This is a genomic window from Salinimonas sediminis, assembly GCF_003429285.1.
In the GTDB taxonomy this organism is placed as follows: Bacteria; Pseudomonadota; Gammaproteobacteria; order Enterobacterales; family Alteromonadaceae; genus Alteromonas; species Alteromonas indica.
In genome coordinates, this window is sequence record NZ_CP031769.1 from 1,746,141 (window position 1) to 1,764,142 (window position 18,002).

The window sequence follows — 18,002 nt, forward strand, 5'->3', positions numbered from 1 at the left end:
AGTTTCCTGTGGCCTCACTTCAGGACCAGCTACTTAAGGCAGGTCTGGCTGATAAATCGTCAGCCAGGCAAGCGCGCCAGGATAAGCGCAAAAAGCAGAAGATGAAAAACAAAAGCAGCCAGCCGCTATTGGATGAAAACCAGCTTGCTGCCCAGCAAGCCATCGAGCAGAAAAAAGCCCGGGACCGTGCGCTGAATGAACAACAGCAAAAAGAGCGCGAGCAGCGCTCTGTTATCGCTCAGGTACGCCAGCTAATCACGGTAAATATTCAACAACGTGGCGGATCAGAAGCCGTGTTGAACTTTACCGACGATAATGTAGTGAAACGCATGCATGTGGGTGAAGCAGTGCGCAAGCAAGTTACCCAGGGAAGGCTGGCGGTAGTAAAGCAGGATGAAGAATACTTCTTAGTACCAATGCCGGTTGCCGATAAAATTGCTCAGCGCGACGAAGCATCGGTGATCTACCGAGCCGATACACTTGAGGAAGCTGCGCCTGGTGAAGAAGATGACTGGTATGCTGACTATCAGATTCCGGATGATCTGACCTGGTAAGCGACTGGCGCTACTGTTAAAAGACAGCTACACCGTAAGTTATCTGGAGTGAGCGCGGAGTCTTTCTGCGCTTATTTTGTGGGCATAATAACGCACAGCTATCAAAGCGGTAATAATGGCTGGTACTACCGCAATGGCGATAACCCCAATCATATAAAATGGCGAGCTTAATATCTGGTAGCCAGTAATCAACCCCACCCCAAATCCAAATAGCAATGCTGCCACGGGCAGTAACACAAGCATCAATTTTAGCTCATGTAAGCTGGTATTCGAGTGGATAGATGACCGCATTGAACGGGCAGTGGATTTAGGGTTCATGTATTGCGTTCCTAGCTTAAAGAAGATACCGGACTTCCTAACCGGCATGGCCAATAATATACCAAATCAACAAGATTAATAAAGCAGCATTTGTGCAAATAGCTGGTTAACTTATCGGCAGTCAGCACAGGTCCGACTTTGCCGCGGGTTAATCATTTGTTATGGTGCGCGCCCCTTACCGGCAATGGTCTGCACGCAGGCTTACCGACGCGTATTAAGTTAAGCCAAAGCGCATATATGGGCATACTCCACCACATTGAAGTGATCCTTTTAACACCCTTGTGCGATATTGTTTGTGTTCAAAGTAATGCAAATGTTGATTTTATTTTGCGTTTTTAAACATGGGCATTGGAGGCTTCATCGTATTTTGTCAGCTTTTTCGAGCATTGGATAAAACACAGGATGTGACGCCTGTTTACGTTGTACGTGTACGAGACAACGCTATCCCGATTGACAGATAACAGCTAATTTTCACACTCAAACACCAGGGTTACTGAATGAGAAAGATACTTTTCAAATTGCCGGTTCTAATGACCAGCGCACTGGTTGCAATGCCATCTTACTCGGATGAACTTCCAGTCGAAATTGGCGGACATGTCAGGGTCAACTATGGGCATCTTGACTGGCAACCTGCCCAGCTTCGGGATGGCTTTGAATTTGAATCCATCCGCCTGAACCTTTCTGGCGAAACGGAACAATTTAGCTGGAAAGCGGAGTACCGATGGTACGAAAACGTCGATTTTGATACGGTTCGTTATGCAGATTTGACCTATAAATACAATGACGATCTGTCGTTTACGGGAGGCATTACCAAAGTGCCATTTGGGCTGCTGCCGTTTGCTTCCAACAACTTTTGGTTTGGTGTGAACTACTATATCGGCCTGGAAGATGATTACGATGCCGGATTTACCACCAATTATCAGACGGGTAACTGGGATTTTCATGCTGGCTACTTCCTTAACGATGAATACAACGATGCTACCGAAACGGGCCGCTATAGCTTTGACTTATATGCAGATCCTGCTGGCGAAGATGGTGGGTACCGTAACCAGGAAGATGGGCAATTTAATTTGCGCGCCAACTACACCGGAAAATGGATTGAAGGAGCGACCACCGATGTCGGTGCGTCCTTCCAGCACGGTAATATACTAAACCTTGATACGATGGATGAAGGCGATATGACGGCCTATGCGGTGCATTTACGTCATATTCAGGGCGACTTCAAAGTAGAGCTCCAATATACCGATTTCGACTATGACCTGGCTGCCCCGGAAGGAGAGTTAACCGATAGAGTGCAGTTGTCTTCATTTAATGCGCCGTTTTTCATGGCTTCTGAAGGACAGAGTTACGTAGCCAACCTGGTATATTCTATCCCTTACCAGTTTGAAGCAGTATCAGATATAAGCTGTTATAGTGAATACAGTAAAGTAACGTCAGACCTGGAAGCTGGCAAAGACTCGTCATTGTGGACCAATGGCTGTAGTTTTGGCTGGGACAAGCTATTTGTGTATGTCGATAGCATTCAGGGTGAAAACATGTGGTTTGCCGGCGGCCCGGGCGTGGGGCTTGATTTGGGCGGCCTGCAGGATACCACCCATCGGTTAAATATTAGTCTGGGTATTTACTTTTAAAGGGACAGAACTATGAAAAAAACAGCACTTATCCTTTTCGCTTTATTACTGCTACCAACACAAAGCTGGGCCCATGCCTGGTTAAAGCTTAAAATAGCCACCTCTGAATATCCTCCTTTTACCTCCAGTAAAATGGAACATGATGGCTATATTAACCATATTACTAAAGAAGCATTCCTGGAAAGCGGTGTGGTAGTTGAGTTCACCTCAATGCCGTGGGAAGACGCCCTTGAAGCAACCCAGAACGGGGAATACGATGCTGTATCGTATGGTAATTTTGTTCGCGCCAGAGAAGACGAATTTTTTCACAGTAAACCCATTACGGCAGAAAATCTGATATTTTTTACCCGTACTGACAGTGAAATCGATTCCTGGAAAAACCTCAGTGACCTGGCGCAGTATAAAATGGGTATCACCGAGGGCTATCTTTATACTGATGAGCTCAACCGGTTTATTAAAGACAACAGCAACACGGTTGAGGCCAAAACAGACAAAGAAAACTTTGAGGCTTTATTGGATGGAAAAATTGATATTTTTCCCACCGACGATTTGTCTGGCTGGTATTTACTGCAACGCGATTTTAACGACAGCCAGCGCAAGCAAATTACCCAGCTAAGACCGTTTATTTCATCGGTCACCACGCACCTGTTAGTTCCCAAAGGAAGTGAGAATGGTAAGCTAGTACTCGCGCTGTTTAACCGCGGCATTGAGCAGCTGACCCTGGATGGCAAAATGAAACGCTTTAAGCGTTTGCTCAAAGAAGGTTACTATCAAACACCTAACAAGCCGGTTAACTACGACAGACGATAGTTAGTCGGCAGGTAATAGCCAGTGATAGATGGGCCCTTCTTGGTCCGGCTTAAGCAATAAGCTGGGGTAGGCGGGGCCCGCTGCTGTTTAAGGGGGCCATGGCCAACTATCCTGGGCATTGACTATTGGTCACCTCAGGTGTTTTGTGCCAACCACTGGTCAAGCTTATTCCCAAACGCCTGCTTTTCGGTGGAGGAAAGGGCCGCAGGTCCGCCGGTTTGGATGCCACTACTGCGTAAGGTATCCATAAAGTCGCGAACATTCAGTCTGGACTTGATATTTTCTTTGGTAAATAGCTCGCCGCGTGGGCTCAAGGCTAAGCAACCCTTAGAAATAACTTCATCTGCCAGCGGAATATCTGACGTAATCACTAAATCACCCGCCGTGCACCGCTTTACAATTTCATCATCTGCCACGTCAAAGCCTTGGGTTACCTGGACAAAGGTGATGAGTTTTGAGGGTGGGGTTTTAATATAGTGGTTAGCAACCAGCGTTACCGGTAACTTGGTACGTTGAGCGGCGCGAAACAATATTTCTTTAATCGCACCCGGACAGGCATCTGCATCGACCCAAATTTGCACTTCAACTCTCTTTTCTTTAACAACAATCAATACTATTAGCTTACACCAACATACGCTTCGGCACAGCAGAATTACGGTAACTGAAAAGTCAGGCTTGTCCCTATGAAGGCGCGTTAACGCCAGACACCTTACGTGAGGGTGGGCACAGCAGGGAGATCAATAACCAAGGTGCGAGGTACATTACAATGCCGTAGAGGCCGGCAAATACGGAATAGGCAGGGGTATGTAAAAAGCTCAATGCGATCACCATAGCAAGGGCGGCATTTTGTACACCTATTTCAATACACAGGGTCCGGGTTACCGGACTATCTGCCCTACATGCAGCGCCACTTAACCAGCCAAGCGCGGAAGTGGCAAAGCTTAACAACAACGCACTGCAAAGCAGCAGTACGCCCGTTTGCATTAATAAGTCCCATTCCTTTACAACCATTCCCACTACTAACACACATAAAAATAATAGTGAAAAACGCTGAAAATTAGGCTCAAGTTTCTGCGCCGGTTTCGGCAAAAACGCATTGAACAGCATACCCAAACCTACGGGAACCAAGGCAATTATAAGTATACCCAGCGTGATATGGGCAACATTTACCACCGGCGCAGTGGTATGGCCAAAGCCCTCGATAGCAAGATGCAAAATAACCGGTGTTGTCAAAATACAGCCAATTGTAGACAGTGCCGTCAGGGAAACGGATAACGCTAAATCAGCCCGAAGTAACTGACTCATCACATTAGACATAGTGCCTCCCGGACAGGCAGCTAACAACAGCATTCCGATCGCGATAGGTTCAGGCAATTGTAATATCCAGGCAAGGAGAAAAGCTAAAGCGGGCATAAGCAACAATTGGCCCAGCAGCCCGATAAACACCATGGCGGGGCGTTTACCCAGGCGTTTAAAATCCGCCAGGGTTAGTGACAGGCCAATGCCAAACATAATGAAAGCAAGCGCTAAGGGAAGTAACCAGGCGGTGATAAAACTCTGTGCCATCATTACACCATATGGTTAGTTTAAAAAGCTGTCATCGGTCGCCAGCAACTTTTGGTACATTGGCTGAAAATTCCCCCAGGTGACTAAATCTGAACCGTTCATCGCGCGGGTTTTCTGCGCCGTGGGGTCATCTATCAGCTTAACTTGTCCGGCGGCCTGCGCCAGCAGCTGACTGTGACAGCAACTATCAAGCATCACAAAATTCGCCGCAGCAGCATCCACACTACTGCCTACAGTCAATAAACCGTGATTTTGTAATATCAGCGCACAATGGGTGTCCAGAGCTTCAGCAATCATGTCGCCCTCCCGGGTATCGGCTACCACGCCATCAAAATGTGAAAATAGCGCGTGGTTTTGATAGAACATACATGCATCTTGAGAAATCGGTAAAAGCCGTTGCCCCAATGCTGCAAATGCGCGGCCATAGGTAGTGTGGGCATGCGCCACCGCATTCACATCGGGGCGCGCCATATGAATGCGTGAATGAATGGCAAACGCGGCATTATTGATGGCAGCCTGACCCTCTACAATATCCCCCTGGTGCGACACCCTGACCAAATCAGACACCGTTATCAAGCCAAAATGAATACCCACTGGATTGACCCAAAACGTGTCGGGGTCAATACAATCGCGTAGCGTGATATGTCCCGCCAGGCCTTCATCAAAACCATATTGTGAAAATAGCCTGAAGGCTGCTGCTAATCTTTGCTTTTCGTAAGTTTGTCGGTCTTTGTCACAACCAAACTCAGGAACGTTAAACAGCGTAAAGCGTTGCGCGCCGATAGTGAGTTTTTCAGCCATCGCGTCACGGGATGAGGAGGTTGCGGTCATTAATAGTCTCCGTTAAATAGTGCTATACAGAGTACCGACATACATGATAAATAAAAGTGATAAATGTTAATGGATTGTGATAAGTGGTATGCATAGTAGAGTGGATTTGAATTTGTTTGTGGTGTTACAGGCCATCTATACTGAGGGTACGATTACCGCAGCAGCCCACCGTTTGTGTTTGACACAACCCGCCGTTAGCCACGCCTTGGGAAGGTTACGCGGTATCTTGCAAGACCCGTTATTTGAACGCCATGGTAGAAAGATGGTGCCCACCACACGTTGTCATTTAATAATCCCCCAGGTTAACAGTGCGCTAAAACAGCTGCACAGTAGTGTGGCTGAACCTATTCCAATAAACCTGGAGCAGGTTACCCGGACCATTAATGTTGGCCTGCGCGATATCACCGAGGTAGTTCTGCTGCCGGCATTACAGCAAAAAGTGTTGGCATACGCGCCGGGGTTAAGCATTCACAGTAGCCATTCACCGCTATCCAGCTTATCGCATAGCCTTGAACAGGGGGAAGTTGCTATCGCGGTAGATGCGATGGTGCCAGCAGGTAAAGACATTTTGCACAAGCGGGTGAGACGTGAGAATTTTGTCGTATTGTGCCGTCCCCAGCACCCGGCGCGCCGGGGGATGTCGCAAGACGCTTACACCAGTGCGCAGCACGTATTAGTATCAATGAAACATTCTGAAGTGAATCATGTTGATATGGCATTGGCGCAGACCGGGTTAAGGCGGCATATCAGTCTGACATGTGAACATTATATGGCAGCTGCCCAACTGGCTGCCAGCAACGATCTTATCCTGACACTACCGGCGGTGTATGCCAGGGAAATTGTCCGTAGTGTTAAAGTGGAGGTCGTGCCATTGCCGGTAAAGATCCCGCCGTTACCGGTACATATGTATTGGCACCGGGCTACTGACAATGATCCGGTGCTTACCCAGGTGCGCCAGTGGATTGCCGACATAGTTACCCAGCCATTTTAGCTAATCGGGCTGACCCACCAGAGGCAAACTATTTAACGGCGGCCAGGGCCCGGCAGGTATAACTATTAAGCACAGAGTTAAGTTTGTGATGGCCAGGGCTCCAGCCCTCCAGAAAACGCTGAAAATCGGCACAAGCAACGGCATAAAGACCTCGCCACTCTTGTTCAACAGCATGTACTTCGATACGACTTCGCCAGTACCGCCGCAGTGCGGCAAAGTAATAGTCCAGACAGTGTTCGGTGAAATATAGCTGATCATCAGTGTTTAATGCGCTACCAATAAAATACGCAACATCCTGTACCCCGATACCTTTTCCCACATACTGAAAGTCTACCGCCGCCGCTTTGCTGGCGGCCGGGTCGAAGCAGAAGTTGGCGACTTTAGCGTCGCCATGAACCAGCGTAGTAAAGCGAGCTTCGTCAAGTTGCCGGCTGATCGCTGGGGCGTGCTGTTTAAGCAGGCCGGTCGCCATGGTTTGCCATTCGCGTTGGCGAGTAGACAAATGCCAATAGGTGCCTGCCGCCCATAAACCGTGGCCGTTGGTTTGCATAAAGTCGGCATGAAAACAGGCCAGCCACTCAAGTACCGGTTTGGCTTGTTCGATTGTCAGTTTGCTATGGCGCTGGGAAAAGCCAGCCACATTGAGATCGCTCATGATTGTCAGCGCATGGTCGCCATGGCGCTCGCAAGCAATCAGTTGTGGGGTAAAGGCCCTACTGCAGGTAGCGTAGTGTTGATAAAAATACTGTTCAATTTGGTATGACTTACATTTACGTTGATGGCTATGGGCATCATTCCAGCCTTTAGGATGGGCAGAGGCTGGCTGTGCCTGCACAGCTTTTGCCACCAGGTATTGATTAGCGTTGGGCGAGAAAAACCTGCAGCACTGGCCATAGCCGCTCCACAGGGTCTGTAATAGGGTAAAGTCAGTAATCCTTGCATCATCAATTACGCGGCTGATCCACTGACTTACAGAAGGGTGTATAGGTTGGTTCATAGATAAAAAAACCGGGCCAAAGGCCCGGTCTGTTGTCAGCTGAGGTTATGCAGCATCACTGCTGTCAGGTTTGGTCATCGGCGCAGAGGCTTTAGACTTACTCGATGATATCGCCGCTGTACGGCCAGACACGTCCCACGATGGGCGAGCCTCGTCCTGACGGGCTGTTACCTGTACCGCACCAAATTGTGCATCAACCTGTTTCGGCGAAGCCATTGGATGTGAGGCAGTAAATTTACCGCGGCTACTGGCTCCTGGTGTCGACGCCGACGGCTTGCTTACCGATACGTTTTGCTGGGCAGCCTGTTTAGCTTCGGTGTCGCTACTTTGCTCACTTGGCGCTGGTTGCTGTTGGGGCGTGCTTGGCGTGGATACCGCACTGACAGATGCCACCGGTTCCTGTGGCTTAGCTGAAGCATGTTCAGACGCTTGCGCAACCGGGGCGGACTCGCTATTTTCACTAACCGACTGCGCTGATGGGGCCTGTTGCGGCTGCTCTACAGCGGCTTGTGGGGCCTCAACCTGCTCATCAGGTTGTACTGCGCGTGCTTCGGCCGATGCATTCTCACCACGTGCAGCCGGCGTCTCGTCTGCTGGAGTGGCCTGTGCCTTGTCCGCTGGAGTGGCGTTGGTCACATCGTTTGCAGTGGGGGCTGGCTGCTCGGTTGAATCAAGATTAATTTCAACTTGTTCAGGCCTTGCCTGACGAGCCGGTTGTTCCGTTACAACCTGCTGGTCATCGGCAGTATTTACCTTCGCGCTGGCGCTGGTATCGTCTGCCACATTGGCTTTTTGCTCAGCGTTAACCCGCATACCGTCAGCCCGGTATTTTTCCCGCGGCTTCTGGGCGAAGTTGGTGGTGGCTTGCTGTTTAGGCAAATCAAGTTCCAGCTCGTCCTGTTGCGAACCGCGGTTACTGCTTTCCAATTGTTGTGCAGCTACTTCATCAGGGGCTTCCACAGGTTGCGCTATGGTGGCGTCTTTCTGTAGCGTGTCACTGCTGCTTTGCGCTGCATGCGAGGTAACATCAGAATGCTCGCGGTTTGGTTGTTCAGCACGTTCAGTGGGAGTAGGGCGCGGCTGCTGTGCCACAATGTCAGCCTGGTTGTCATTGTTGGTACTATCAGCCTGGTTATGCTCTGCTACACCATCTTCGCTATGTTCTTCGTGTCCATGCTGCTCTTTCTTACGACGCTGGCCAGCGGCGCGAACATGGCGTGGAGAACGTCGGCTGCGGCCACGATTACCATTGGCATCACGCTTAGCGTCATCGCCATTAACCTCATTTGATTCTACAGCAGTATTATCTTCGGTAGGTTTGGGCTGATGACTATCCGCTTTGGCCATTACCTCACTGGTATTGCCTGAGGGGGCGTCTTGCGCCGGAGCAGAGGCTTCTGTAGTAGAATGGATTTGCTCGTTACCTATGCGTACGCTCTTGCGCATATCACGACGTTTACGACGTTCTGCCAGCTGCTTTTTCTTCGGCGGCTGAGTGTTATTGTCTTGTGAGTCGCGGTTATCTTTGGCGTCCCGGTTATCCCGGTTATCCTTGACGTCGCGATTGTCGTCCGCTGATTTGTTTACCTCCGGAGCCGGCGTGGCCTCGGTTTTATTGTCTGGCTTGTCATCACGTTGTGGTTTACGCGGCTTGCGGTTAGACGAGGTATTCTTATTACGACGCTCAGTCGGCCCTTTAGCCTGCTGCTGAGCATCATCACGCTCTGCATTTTCCGGGTTGCGCGGGCGACGCGTTTTATTGCGCGGCTTGCGATTACGGTTATCCTGACTACGTGAGCGTTGACGGTTTGACTGTTCCTGCACAGCAGGCTCAGGAGTCGCTTTAGGTTGTTCACTTTCGCTGCTACCCAACAGGCCTTTTAACCATTTGGACAGTTGGCCTAGCAAGGAGGTCGAGGGTTCAGCTGCTTTTGGCTGCGCAGCCGGTTTAGGCGGTACCACTGGGGCCGCATCTGGGGCCACCATACCTTTGATGGCTGGCTCTTCACGCTTAACCACTGTTGCGGCAGGTTTGTCGGCATCGGTAGTGGGGGTTTCTAACAACGATACATCGTAGCTGGCATCGCTAACAACCTCTTCAGGACGACGCCGGGTAACTTCATAATGTGGCGTTTCAAGATTCGGGTTAGGTATAATCAGCAACTTCACGTCATGTCGTTGCTCCAACACATTTACCGATTGACGTTTTTCATTGAGCAGATAAGTTGCCACCGGTACCGGTAACTGGGCTTCAATCTGGCCAGTGTTATCCTTAATGCTTTCTTCTTCCATAATACGCAAAATGGACAGCGCCAACGACTCTGTACCGCGAATTGTACCATGGCCTGAACAGCGCGGGCATACATGGTGGCTTGATTCGCCCAGTGACGGACGTAGACGCTGACGCGACATTTCCAGCAAACCAAACCGGGAAATGCGACCCAGTTGAACCCGGGCTCGGTCGGAGCGTACGGCCTCTTTCAAGCGGTTTTCAACTTCACGTTGATGGCGCACAGGGGTCATATCAATAAAATCGATAACCACCAGACCACCTAAATCACGTAAGCGTAATTGGCGGGCAATTTCATCGGCGGCTTCTAAATTAGTATTAAAGGCCGTCTCTTCAATATCGCCACCCTTGGTCGCCCGCGCCGAGTTGATATCAATCGAGGTCAGTGCTTCGGTAGGGTCAATCACTATCGAACCGCCAGAAGGCAAGCGTACTTCGCGCTGGAAGGCTGATTCAATCTGACTTTCTATCTGGTAATGACTAAACAGCGGAACATCGCCATCGTATTTCTTAACACGATTAGCAAAATCAGGACGAACTAATTGAATATGTTGTAATGCCTGTTCGTATATCGCGCTTTTATCTACCAGGATTTCGCCAATATCACGCCGTAAATAGTCCCGGATTGCCCGAACAATAACATTACTCTCCTGGTGAATCAGGAACGGAGCAGAGCGCTTATCAGCTTCTTCGCGCACGGCTTCCCAGTGTTTAAGTAATACCCGTAAGTCCCATTCCAGCTCTTCGTAGGACTTGCCCACACCAGCGGTACGCACAATTAAGCCCATGCCATCAGGCAGCTCAAGTTTACTCAACGCCTGTTTTAATTCGGTGCGCTCATCGCCTTCGATACGACGGCTTATACCGCCAGCGCGTGGATTATTTGGCATCAGCACCAGATAACTGCCGGCTAACGATAAAAATGTAGTCAGCGCCGCGCCTTTTTGTCCGCGTTCTTCTTTGTCTATCTGAACAATAACTTCCTGGCCTTCGCGAATAACATCTTTGATGTTAGGACGACCTTCGAATTTATAACCTTTGGGGAAATAAGTGCGAGCAATTTCTTTTAGGGGAAGGAAACCGTGACGATCAGCACCGTAGTCAACAAATGCCGCTTCAAGGCTTGGCTCGACGCGGGTTATTTTGCCTTTGTAGATGTTTGCTTTTTTCTGTTCGTGCCCGGGACTTTCTATATCTAAATCATATAAGCGCTGTCCATCGACTAGCGCTACGCGCAACTCTTCTTGCTGAGTTGCATTAATTAACATTCTTTTCATTGTATCTAACTCTGTTTTGTACAGCCGTTTAGACACAAAATTAAACTGACATGTGCAAACCCTCACCACCACGCCTCACGGCACTGTATGGAGTTTGTTGTACTGTCGTATTACCCAGTGGTGCTAATAGCCTGTGCTACGTATTGCAGGCGTTTGTTATCAATTAGCGGGTGTCGGGAACGACGGCCCTTTTCATATTTTCAATTTTAGCATCGCTTCACTGTGGTTGGTTAACCTGCCAGCTGAAGCAATTGTCATTTCAATTCTGTATAACTAAACGGCGAACTTTGTGTTTTTCGTGCTGCAATATTCAAATGAGAGAAGGTTTTAGTACTACCTTCTAAATTAGCTCATATCAGGCAATGGATAATTTTATGCCGAATCATTGCAACCGGTTCGTTGACTTTTCAGTTCTTGCCGTCTTAACGTCGCGATTATGTTGGCGCGTTAAAACCTCTTGATTATCGCACCAATTCTTGAAAATAGGCAAGCAAAGTTCAAAGCGCCGGCTCAGGTTTTTCTTATATTAGCGCGGGGCGCTCATTATTGCATCGCTAACGAGTGTTTTTTCAACGACTAACCTATTGTTAGTGCACAGTTAAAACCGCCAACAACAAACTTTCGTAGGTCTGCTGCGACATTTGTTTTATAATTGCAGGATGAATAAAGATTCCTCCCCAAAAGTACAGTTTGTCACGATTGATGCTGACCTTGCCGGTCAGCGCGTTGACAACTTTTTACGCACTCAGTTAAAGGGTGTGCCGAAAAGCATGATTTACCGTATTTTGCGTAAAGGCGAAGTGCGGGTGAATAAAGGCCGTGTGAAACCAGAATATAAACTCCAGGCAGACGATGTGGTAAGAGTGCCACCGGTGCGGGTTACCGAGGCCTCGGATACGCCAAACCCGAAGCTGGATAAAGTCGCTGATTTAACCAACCATATAGTGTATGAAGATGACCGGGTAATGGTGATCAACAAGCCGTCTGGTATCGCCGTGCATGGTGGCAGTGGGTTAAGTTTTGGCTTGATAGAAGGGTTACGGGCGTTGCGCCCTGATGCCAGTTTCATGGAGCTGGTACATCGCCTGGACCGCGATACTTCCGGATGCATTTTAATTGCTAAAAAACGCTCTGCTTTGCGTCATATGCATGAACAATTGCGCAATGGCCAAATGGATAAGCGCTATCAGGCGTTGGTTGGTGGGACGTGGCCGGAAAATCGATTCAAGGTTAAAGCGCCGCTGCGCAAAAATGTTTTGCAGTCTGGTGAGCGTCTGGTCAGTGTCAGTGAAGATGGCAAGCCGTCAGAAACTCGCTACCGGGTACTGGAAAATTTTGCGCAGGCAACGCTGGTAGAGGCGTCACCTATTACCGGGCGGACCCATCAAATTCGGGTTCACTGCCTGCATGCCGGGCATCCTATTGCCGGCGATACTAAATACGGTGATGAGCAATTCGATGCTAAGGTAAAGGCGTTAGGGTTAAACCGGTTGTTTTTGCATGCGGCCAGTATCCGCTTTATCCATCCGTTATCTGGTGAGCCCGTAACGTTTAGTGCGCCATTGGATAAACAGTTAATGCGTACCCTGGAACAACTTCGATGAAAGCCTATCAGTTGGTTATTTTCGACTGGGACGGCACGTTAATGGACTCGATAGCCAAAATTATCCGCTGTATGCAGCTTACTGCGTTACGGTGTGGGCAACCTGTGCCCAGCGACGCCCAGGTGGGCGATATTATAGGTATTAGTTTGCGTCCGGCTATCGCGCGCTTATTTAATTTACGCTGTGATGAAACGGTCACTGAACTGGTGGCGACCTATAAAACTATTTTTGTCGAGCAGGACGCGGAACCTTATCCTTTATTTGCTGGCGCCCCGGCGTTGCTAGATGCCCTCACCGCCAATGGTCGGCAGTTGGCGGTAGCCACCGGGAAGGCCCGCAGGGGGCTAGACAGGGCATGGCGAAACACTAACACCGGGGGCTATTTTATCGCCTCGCGCACTGCTTGTGAGGCGCAATCAAAACCCTCCAGCGATATGTTAGAGCAACTATTAGCTGAAACCGGCGTACAGGTTAACGATGCGGTGATGATTGGCGATACCACCTATGATATGCAGATGGCTGAACAGCTTGGGATGGATCGTATCGGGGTTACCTACGGCGTGCATGATGCTATCCGTCTTGAACAGCATCGCCCGGTAGCATTAGTTAATTCAATTGAACAGCTACAGCATTATTTACTGGCCTGAAGCCTGACGGTTAACAGGCTTGCTGGTCGCTAACGCCAGTAAGTCTATATTGACTTTGGCTAACAGGTCTCGCAGCAACATAACGGGCAAGCCAATCAGGCTATTGGGGTCGCGCCCCTCAATTCGCTCAAATAAAAGTGCCCCTACACCTTCGCACTTAAAACTCCCCGCGCAGTCCAGAGGTTGTTCATGCTCAACATAAGCTTGGATAGCCGCCTGGCTTAGCGGCTTAAAATGGACAACTGTGGTGTCGGTGGCATTAATCGGCCCATGCTGGGGACTATACACACATAGCGCCGTATAAAATGTGACCTGATTGCCGGCGCAAGCAGTAAGTTGTTCCACCGCCTTATCGAAGGTGCCGGGCTTGCCCAGCAGGCGGGGCTCTTCTGCTTTATTATATAATACGGCTACCTGATCAGAACCAATAGTAATAGCGTGGGGATGCAAGCTGCCTATTTTACTGGCTTTAGCACAAGCCAACCGCGCCGCGACGGCCCAGGGTTCTTCACCAGGTAACGGCGTTTCATCAATGTCCGGAGCAATCGCCTGCGCCTGGATGCCCAGCCCTGCTAACAAAGCCTGGCGGTAACGTGATGAAGAAGCGAGTATAATTGCTGTCATAGTAAGTTGTTAGCTGTTAGCCAATAAGGCCACTAGTGTAAACGGGCAGTATAGCTTGTAAAGTAAAATGGACTGGCGTTTTATCCAGGAGGATAGCGCAATATTTTGTGCGCGAAATGCTGATAAACCTTTGACACAGCGACAATGAGCCTATAATATGCGCGCCCTATGCAGAAAGTGAAATTACCCCACTCGGTTGACCCGGTTAAAAGCGCTGTCAAACGCTCTGATTATCAGGGTGTTATTGCCAGTAAAGATATGCCACGTTTACAGGGTGCAGTAGTTAGTTGCGCCGAATGGGTGGACGCCGAAGTACAGTTTCAAAAAGACGCGCAGGGTCTGACTGTATTCGATGGCCATCTGAAGACGCAAGTATCACTTATCTGTCAGCGGTGTAATGGCGAATTTGATTATTCGCTTGATGTTGATTTTTGTTTCAGCCCGGTGCAGGGGCAGGACGAGGTCGACACATTACCCGAAGCTTACGATCCGGTAGAGGTCGACGACCACGGAACTGTCGATTTGTTTCAAGTACTTGAAGACGAATTGATTATCGCGCTACCTATTGTGCCCCTTCATGCAGAGAAGGCGTGTCCAATTGGGCAGGATGATATGACATTTGGAAAAATCGAACCGGAACAAGAGCGCACAAACCCTTTCGCGGTTTTGAAAGAACTTAAGCGAGACCAGGAGTAAGTTATGGCCGTACAAAAAAATCGTAAAACGCGTTCAAAGCGCGGTATGCGTCGTTCACACGATGCGTTGACATGCGAAACTTTGTCTGTCGACTCAACATCAGGTGAAACGCACCGTCGTCACCACGTAACCGCTGATGGTTACTACAAAGGCAATAAGGTTATCGAACGTTAATCACGTTTGATGACAATACTTTGTCTCAACTAACCTTAGCGTTAGATATCATGGGGGGCGATCATGGTCCCCCAGTTATCCTCTCTGCCGCTCTCAAGGCTATTCGCCTTCATCCCGACTTTAATTTTATTCTCTGCGGCGACCGCAGGGTAATAGATCCTGAAATAAATCAGCTCAGCGAAGCACAACGCTCACGAGTTATCGTGCGCCACTGTGAAGAAATCGTGACTATGTCCGATGCCCCCGCGCATGCTTTACGGCATAAAAAAGATTCCTCTATGCGGCGAGCAATTGAAGCGGTGCAAACCAAAGAAGCTGATGCCTGTGTTAGTGCCGGTAATACCGGTGCATTGTTATCATTAGCGTATTATCTGTTAAAAACCTTGCAAGGCGTAGACCGCCCGGCACTGGTCTCCTTTATGCCTACCGCTGGCCATCATAAAGTATTGCTACTAGACCTGGGTGCAAATGTAAATTGTACCTGCGAAGCCTTATTTCAGTATGCGGTAATGGGCTCGGTATTAGCCGAGCTGATGATGGGCAAAACCAAGCCTCGGGTGGCCTTACTAAATGTGGGCGAAGAAGATATCAAGGGCAATACCCTGGTCAAGCTGGCCGACGAACACTTACGTTCAGTCCCTGCGCTTAATTATATTGGCTATGTAGAAGGTGATGATATATTTACCGACCATGCTGATGTAGTGGTTACCGATGGGTTTACCGGCAATATTGCGCTCAAATCCAGTGAGGGGCTGGCTAAACTTGTGGCCAGTGAGGTTAAAAAGCAGTCAGCGAGCAATGTTTGGTCACGTATTCGAGCCCGGATTGCCTTACCCCTATTGAAATCTATCTATAATAGGGTGAACCCCGACCAGTATAATGGTGCCAGTCTGATAGGATTGCGCGGCATTGTAGTAAAGAGTCACGGGAACGCTTCGGCCGACGCATTTTATTATGCAATTTTTCAGGCCATGCAGGAAGCGCGTTTACGTGTTCCAGAAAAAATAAAACATAAAATAGAAACGGTTTTGTTGGAGCAACTTTGAGTAACTATTCACGAATTATCGGGACCGGCAGTTATTATCCCAGCGAAGTGCGGTCCAACGCAGATTTGGAAAGCATGGTAGATACCACCGATGAGTGGATCACGGACCGTACCGGCATTAAAGAGCGGCGTTTAATCGGCGCGGATGAAACCGCGGCCACGATGGGGGCTGAAGCAAGTTTACAAGCCTTGGATGCCGCAGGTTTACATGCCAGCGATATTGATATGATTGTTTGTGCGACCACCAGTGGCCGTTACGCTTTACCCAGTACCGCCTGCGAAATTCAGCAAATTTTAGGGGTAGATAATATCCCCGCCTTTGATGTTGCGGCCGCCTGTGCTGGTTGGTGCTATGCACTCAGTGTAGCAGACCAGTATGTAAAATCAGGTATGGCTAAGCGCATTCTGGTGGTGGGCACCGACTGCCTGAGCCGGTTAATTGATCCGGCTGACCGAACCATGGTGATATTATTTGGTGATGCAGCAGGGGCTGCCATCATAGAAGCCAGTGAGGAGCCGGGGATATTATCTACCCATATCCAGGCCGCCGGGTCTTATAAAGATCTGCTTTACGTGGGCAACCCTACCCGGGGCGATGAAGCATCGGTGCATGCGAACTGGGGGGTGATGAAAGGCAACGAAGTATTTCGCGTCGCGGTCACTAAATTATCCGAGCTAGTGGAACAGACCCTGGCTGCCAATAACATGGATAAATCTGAGCTTGACTGGCTGGTACCTCATCAGGCTAATTTCCGCATTATCAAAGCGACCGCGAAAAAGCTGAATATGCCGTTGGACCGGGTAGTTTTAACATTAGAAAATTATGGTAATACGTCGGCGGCAACGGTTCCGACCGCGCTGGATACTGCAATACGCGATGGCCGCATTCAGCGGGGCCAGAACCTGTTGCTAGAGGCATTCGGTGGCGGCTTCGCATGGGCCTCTGCATTGGTACGCTACTAATCCTAGCGACCTGTCGACGATATAGATAACAATAAGGATCGACTATGACTCGTACAGCCTTTGTATTTCCCGGTCAGGGCTCGCAGACCACTGGTATGCTGAGCGAATTGGCTGAGGCATACCCGCAGGTAGAAGAAACCTTCGGCGAGGCCTCAAGGGTATTAGGTTATGACCTTTGGGCGCTGGTTCAGGACGACAGCGATGGCAAACTAAACGAAACGCATATAACACAACCGGCGTTACTTACCGCCAGTGTTGCGATATACCGGGTACTGGAAAGTAAGGGCATTGCCGCTGATTTTATGGCAGGGCATAGCCTGGGTGAATATTCTGCACTGGTGTGCGCAGGGGCGCTGGACTTTAGCCACGCTGTTAAGCTGGTTGAGTCACGTGGTCAGTTTATGCAACAAGCAGTGCCAGCCGGCGCTGGTGCTATGTTCGCTATCATTGGTTTAGACGATGATAAAATAGCCGAAATTTGTCAGCAAACGGCTATTGCTACCGGCGAAGTTGTGGCCCCGGTGAACTTTAATTCGCCCGGTCAGGTTGTTATTGCTGGTGAAAAAGAAGCGACGGGACAGGCCGCGCAAGCGTGTAAAGAAGCGGGCGCCAAACGGGCGCTACCTTTACCGGTAAGCGTACCGTCCCATTGTGAATTAATGCGACCGGCCGCAGATCAGCTTGAAGAAGCGTTGGATGCCCTTACATTGGTACCACCTACCACTGCGGTCGTGAACAATGTTGATGTGAAAATTGAGCAGGACACTGCGAAAATTTGTGATGCATTGGTACGCCAGTTGTACTGCCCGGTGCAATGGACGGCCAGTATTGAATATTTGGCCGGTCAAGGCGTAGAGCGAATTATCGAAGTTGGACCGGGTAAAGTATTAACCGGCCTGATTAAACGCATTGATAAAAATATTGAAGCATTTGCAGTGAACACGCCAGCGTCGCTGGATGCACTGTAAAGACAACATAAGGGTT

18 protein-coding genes are annotated in these 18,002 nt (G+C 49.3%); 11 read left to right on the forward strand and 7 right to left on the reverse strand.

Going from position 1 to position 18,002, the window contains the following annotated elements; translation table 11 throughout:
- The first annotated feature begins 8 nt into the window (after positions 1-8).
- Positions 9-554 carry a DUF2058 domain-containing protein gene (locus D0Y50_RS07855; RefSeq protein ID WP_117316315.1) on the forward strand — a complete coding sequence of 182 codons (546 nt, stop codon included), beginning with the start codon at positions 9-11 and terminating at the stop codon, positions 552-554.
- Between the two features lie 39 nt (positions 555-593).
- Here D0Y50_RS07855 and D0Y50_RS07860 read toward each other — a convergent pair whose 3' ends face one another.
- A complete protein-coding gene (locus tag D0Y50_RS07860) occupies positions 594-872 on the reverse strand; it encodes a hypothetical protein (protein ID WP_108566164.1) in 279 nt (92 codons plus the stop codon).
- A 497-nt stretch (positions 873-1,369) separates the two neighbouring features.
- Between D0Y50_RS07860 and D0Y50_RS07865 the strand changes: the two genes are divergently transcribed.
- Positions 1,370-2,503: a porin family protein gene (locus D0Y50_RS07865; protein ID WP_108566163.1), complete on the forward strand. Its 1,134-nt coding sequence runs from the start codon at positions 1,370-1,372 to the stop codon at positions 2,501-2,503.
- A 12-nt stretch (positions 2,504-2,515) separates the two neighbouring features.
- On the forward strand, positions 2,516-3,313 hold the full coding sequence (locus D0Y50_RS07870) for a substrate-binding periplasmic protein (RefSeq protein ID WP_108566162.1): 798 nt from the start codon (positions 2,516-2,518) through the stop codon (positions 3,311-3,313).
- Positions 3,314-3,447: 134 nt separating this feature from the next.
- Here the strand turns inward: D0Y50_RS07870 and D0Y50_RS07875 are convergent, their stop codons facing one another.
- From D0Y50_RS07875 to D0Y50_RS07885, 3 genes are all read right to left on the reverse strand, one after another.
- A complete protein-coding gene (locus D0Y50_RS07875) occupies positions 3,448-3,894 on the reverse strand; it encodes a YaiI/YqxD family protein (RefSeq protein ID WP_108566161.1) in 447 nt (148 codons plus the stop codon).
- A gap of 100 nt (positions 3,895-3,994) precedes the next feature.
- Positions 3,995-4,879 carry a bile acid:sodium symporter family protein gene (locus D0Y50_RS07880; RefSeq protein WP_170145468.1) on the reverse strand — a complete coding sequence of 295 codons (885 nt, stop codon included), beginning with the start codon at positions 4,877-4,879 and terminating at the stop codon, positions 3,995-3,997.
- Between the two features lie 15 nt (positions 4,880-4,894).
- Complete coding sequence (locus D0Y50_RS07885) at positions 4,895-5,710, reverse strand: class II aldolase/adducin family protein (RefSeq protein ID WP_117316319.1); 816 nt, start codon at positions 5,708-5,710, stop codon at positions 4,895-4,897.
- Between the two features lie 88 nt (positions 5,711-5,798).
- Here D0Y50_RS07885 and D0Y50_RS07890 point away from each other — a divergent pair, with 88 nt between their 5' ends.
- On the forward strand, positions 5,799-6,701 hold the full coding sequence (locus D0Y50_RS07890) for a LysR family transcriptional regulator (RefSeq protein ID WP_117316321.1): 903 nt from the start codon (positions 5,799-5,801) through the stop codon (positions 6,699-6,701).
- Positions 6,702-6,729: 28 nt separating this feature from the next.
- On the opposite strand, the gene D0Y50_RS07895 is transcribed toward D0Y50_RS07890, so the two are convergent.
- Together D0Y50_RS07895 and rne are read right to left on the reverse strand one after the other, a co-directional pair.
- On the reverse strand, positions 6,730-7,698 hold the full coding sequence (locus tag D0Y50_RS07895; protein ID WP_117316323.1) for a phosphotransferase: 969 nt from the start codon (positions 7,696-7,698) through the stop codon (positions 6,730-6,732).
- A 45-nt stretch (positions 7,699-7,743) separates the two neighbouring features.
- A complete protein-coding gene (rne, locus tag D0Y50_RS07900) occupies positions 7,744-11,256 on the reverse strand; it encodes a ribonuclease E (RefSeq protein ID WP_117316325.1) in 3,513 nt (1,170 codons plus the stop codon).
- A gap of 668 nt (positions 11,257-11,924) precedes the next feature.
- On the opposite strand from rne, the gene rluC reads away from it, so the two are divergent.
- The gene (gene rluC / locus D0Y50_RS07905; protein ID WP_108566155.1) at positions 11,925-12,869 is read left to right on the forward strand and encodes a 23S rRNA pseudouridine(955/2504/2580) synthase RluC; all 945 of its coding nucleotides are present in this window, start codon (positions 11,925-11,927) and stop codon (positions 12,867-12,869) included.
- Positions 12,866-13,516: an HAD family hydrolase gene (locus D0Y50_RS07910; protein ID WP_117316327.1), complete on the forward strand. Its 651-nt coding sequence runs from the start codon at positions 12,866-12,868 to the stop codon at positions 13,514-13,516. Before rluC ends, D0Y50_RS07910 begins: the two co-directional genes overlap by 4 nt.
- Here D0Y50_RS07910 and D0Y50_RS07915 read toward each other — a convergent pair.
- Positions 13,505-14,140, reverse strand: a complete 636-nt coding sequence (locus tag D0Y50_RS07915) for a Maf family protein (protein ID WP_117316329.1) — start codon at positions 14,138-14,140, stop codon at positions 13,505-13,507. The two genes, D0Y50_RS07910 and D0Y50_RS07915, sit on opposite strands and share 12 nt — an antisense overlap.
- 168 nt (positions 14,141-14,308) lie before the next feature.
- Here D0Y50_RS07915 and yceD point away from each other — a divergent pair, with 168 nt between their 5' ends.
- Genes yceD through fabD form a run of 5 tightly spaced genes read left to right on the forward strand, consistent with a single transcriptional unit; the run spans position 14,309 to position 17,986 of the window.
- Complete coding sequence (gene yceD / locus D0Y50_RS07920) at positions 14,309-14,836, forward strand: 23S rRNA accumulation protein YceD (protein WP_108566152.1); 528 nt, start codon at positions 14,309-14,311, stop codon at positions 14,834-14,836.
- Positions 14,837-14,839: 3 nt separating this feature from the next.
- On the forward strand, positions 14,840-15,010 hold the full coding sequence (gene rpmF / locus D0Y50_RS07925; protein WP_108566151.1) for a 50S ribosomal protein L32: 171 nt from the start codon (positions 14,840-14,842) through the stop codon (positions 15,008-15,010).
- A gap of 20 nt (positions 15,011-15,030) precedes the next feature.
- A complete protein-coding gene (plsX, locus tag D0Y50_RS07930; protein ID WP_117316331.1) occupies positions 15,031-16,056 on the forward strand; it encodes a phosphate acyltransferase PlsX in 1,026 nt (341 codons plus the stop codon).
- Positions 16,053-17,018, forward strand: a complete 966-nt coding sequence (locus D0Y50_RS07935; protein WP_108566149.1) for a beta-ketoacyl-ACP synthase III — start codon at positions 16,053-16,055, stop codon at positions 17,016-17,018. The genes plsX and D0Y50_RS07935 overlap by 4 nt, the downstream gene beginning before the upstream one ends.
- A gap of 44 nt (positions 17,019-17,062) precedes the next feature.
- Complete coding sequence (gene fabD, locus D0Y50_RS07940; protein WP_108566148.1) at positions 17,063-17,986, forward strand: ACP S-malonyltransferase; 924 nt, start codon at positions 17,063-17,065, stop codon at positions 17,984-17,986.
- Positions 17,987-18,002: the final 16 nt, after the last annotated feature.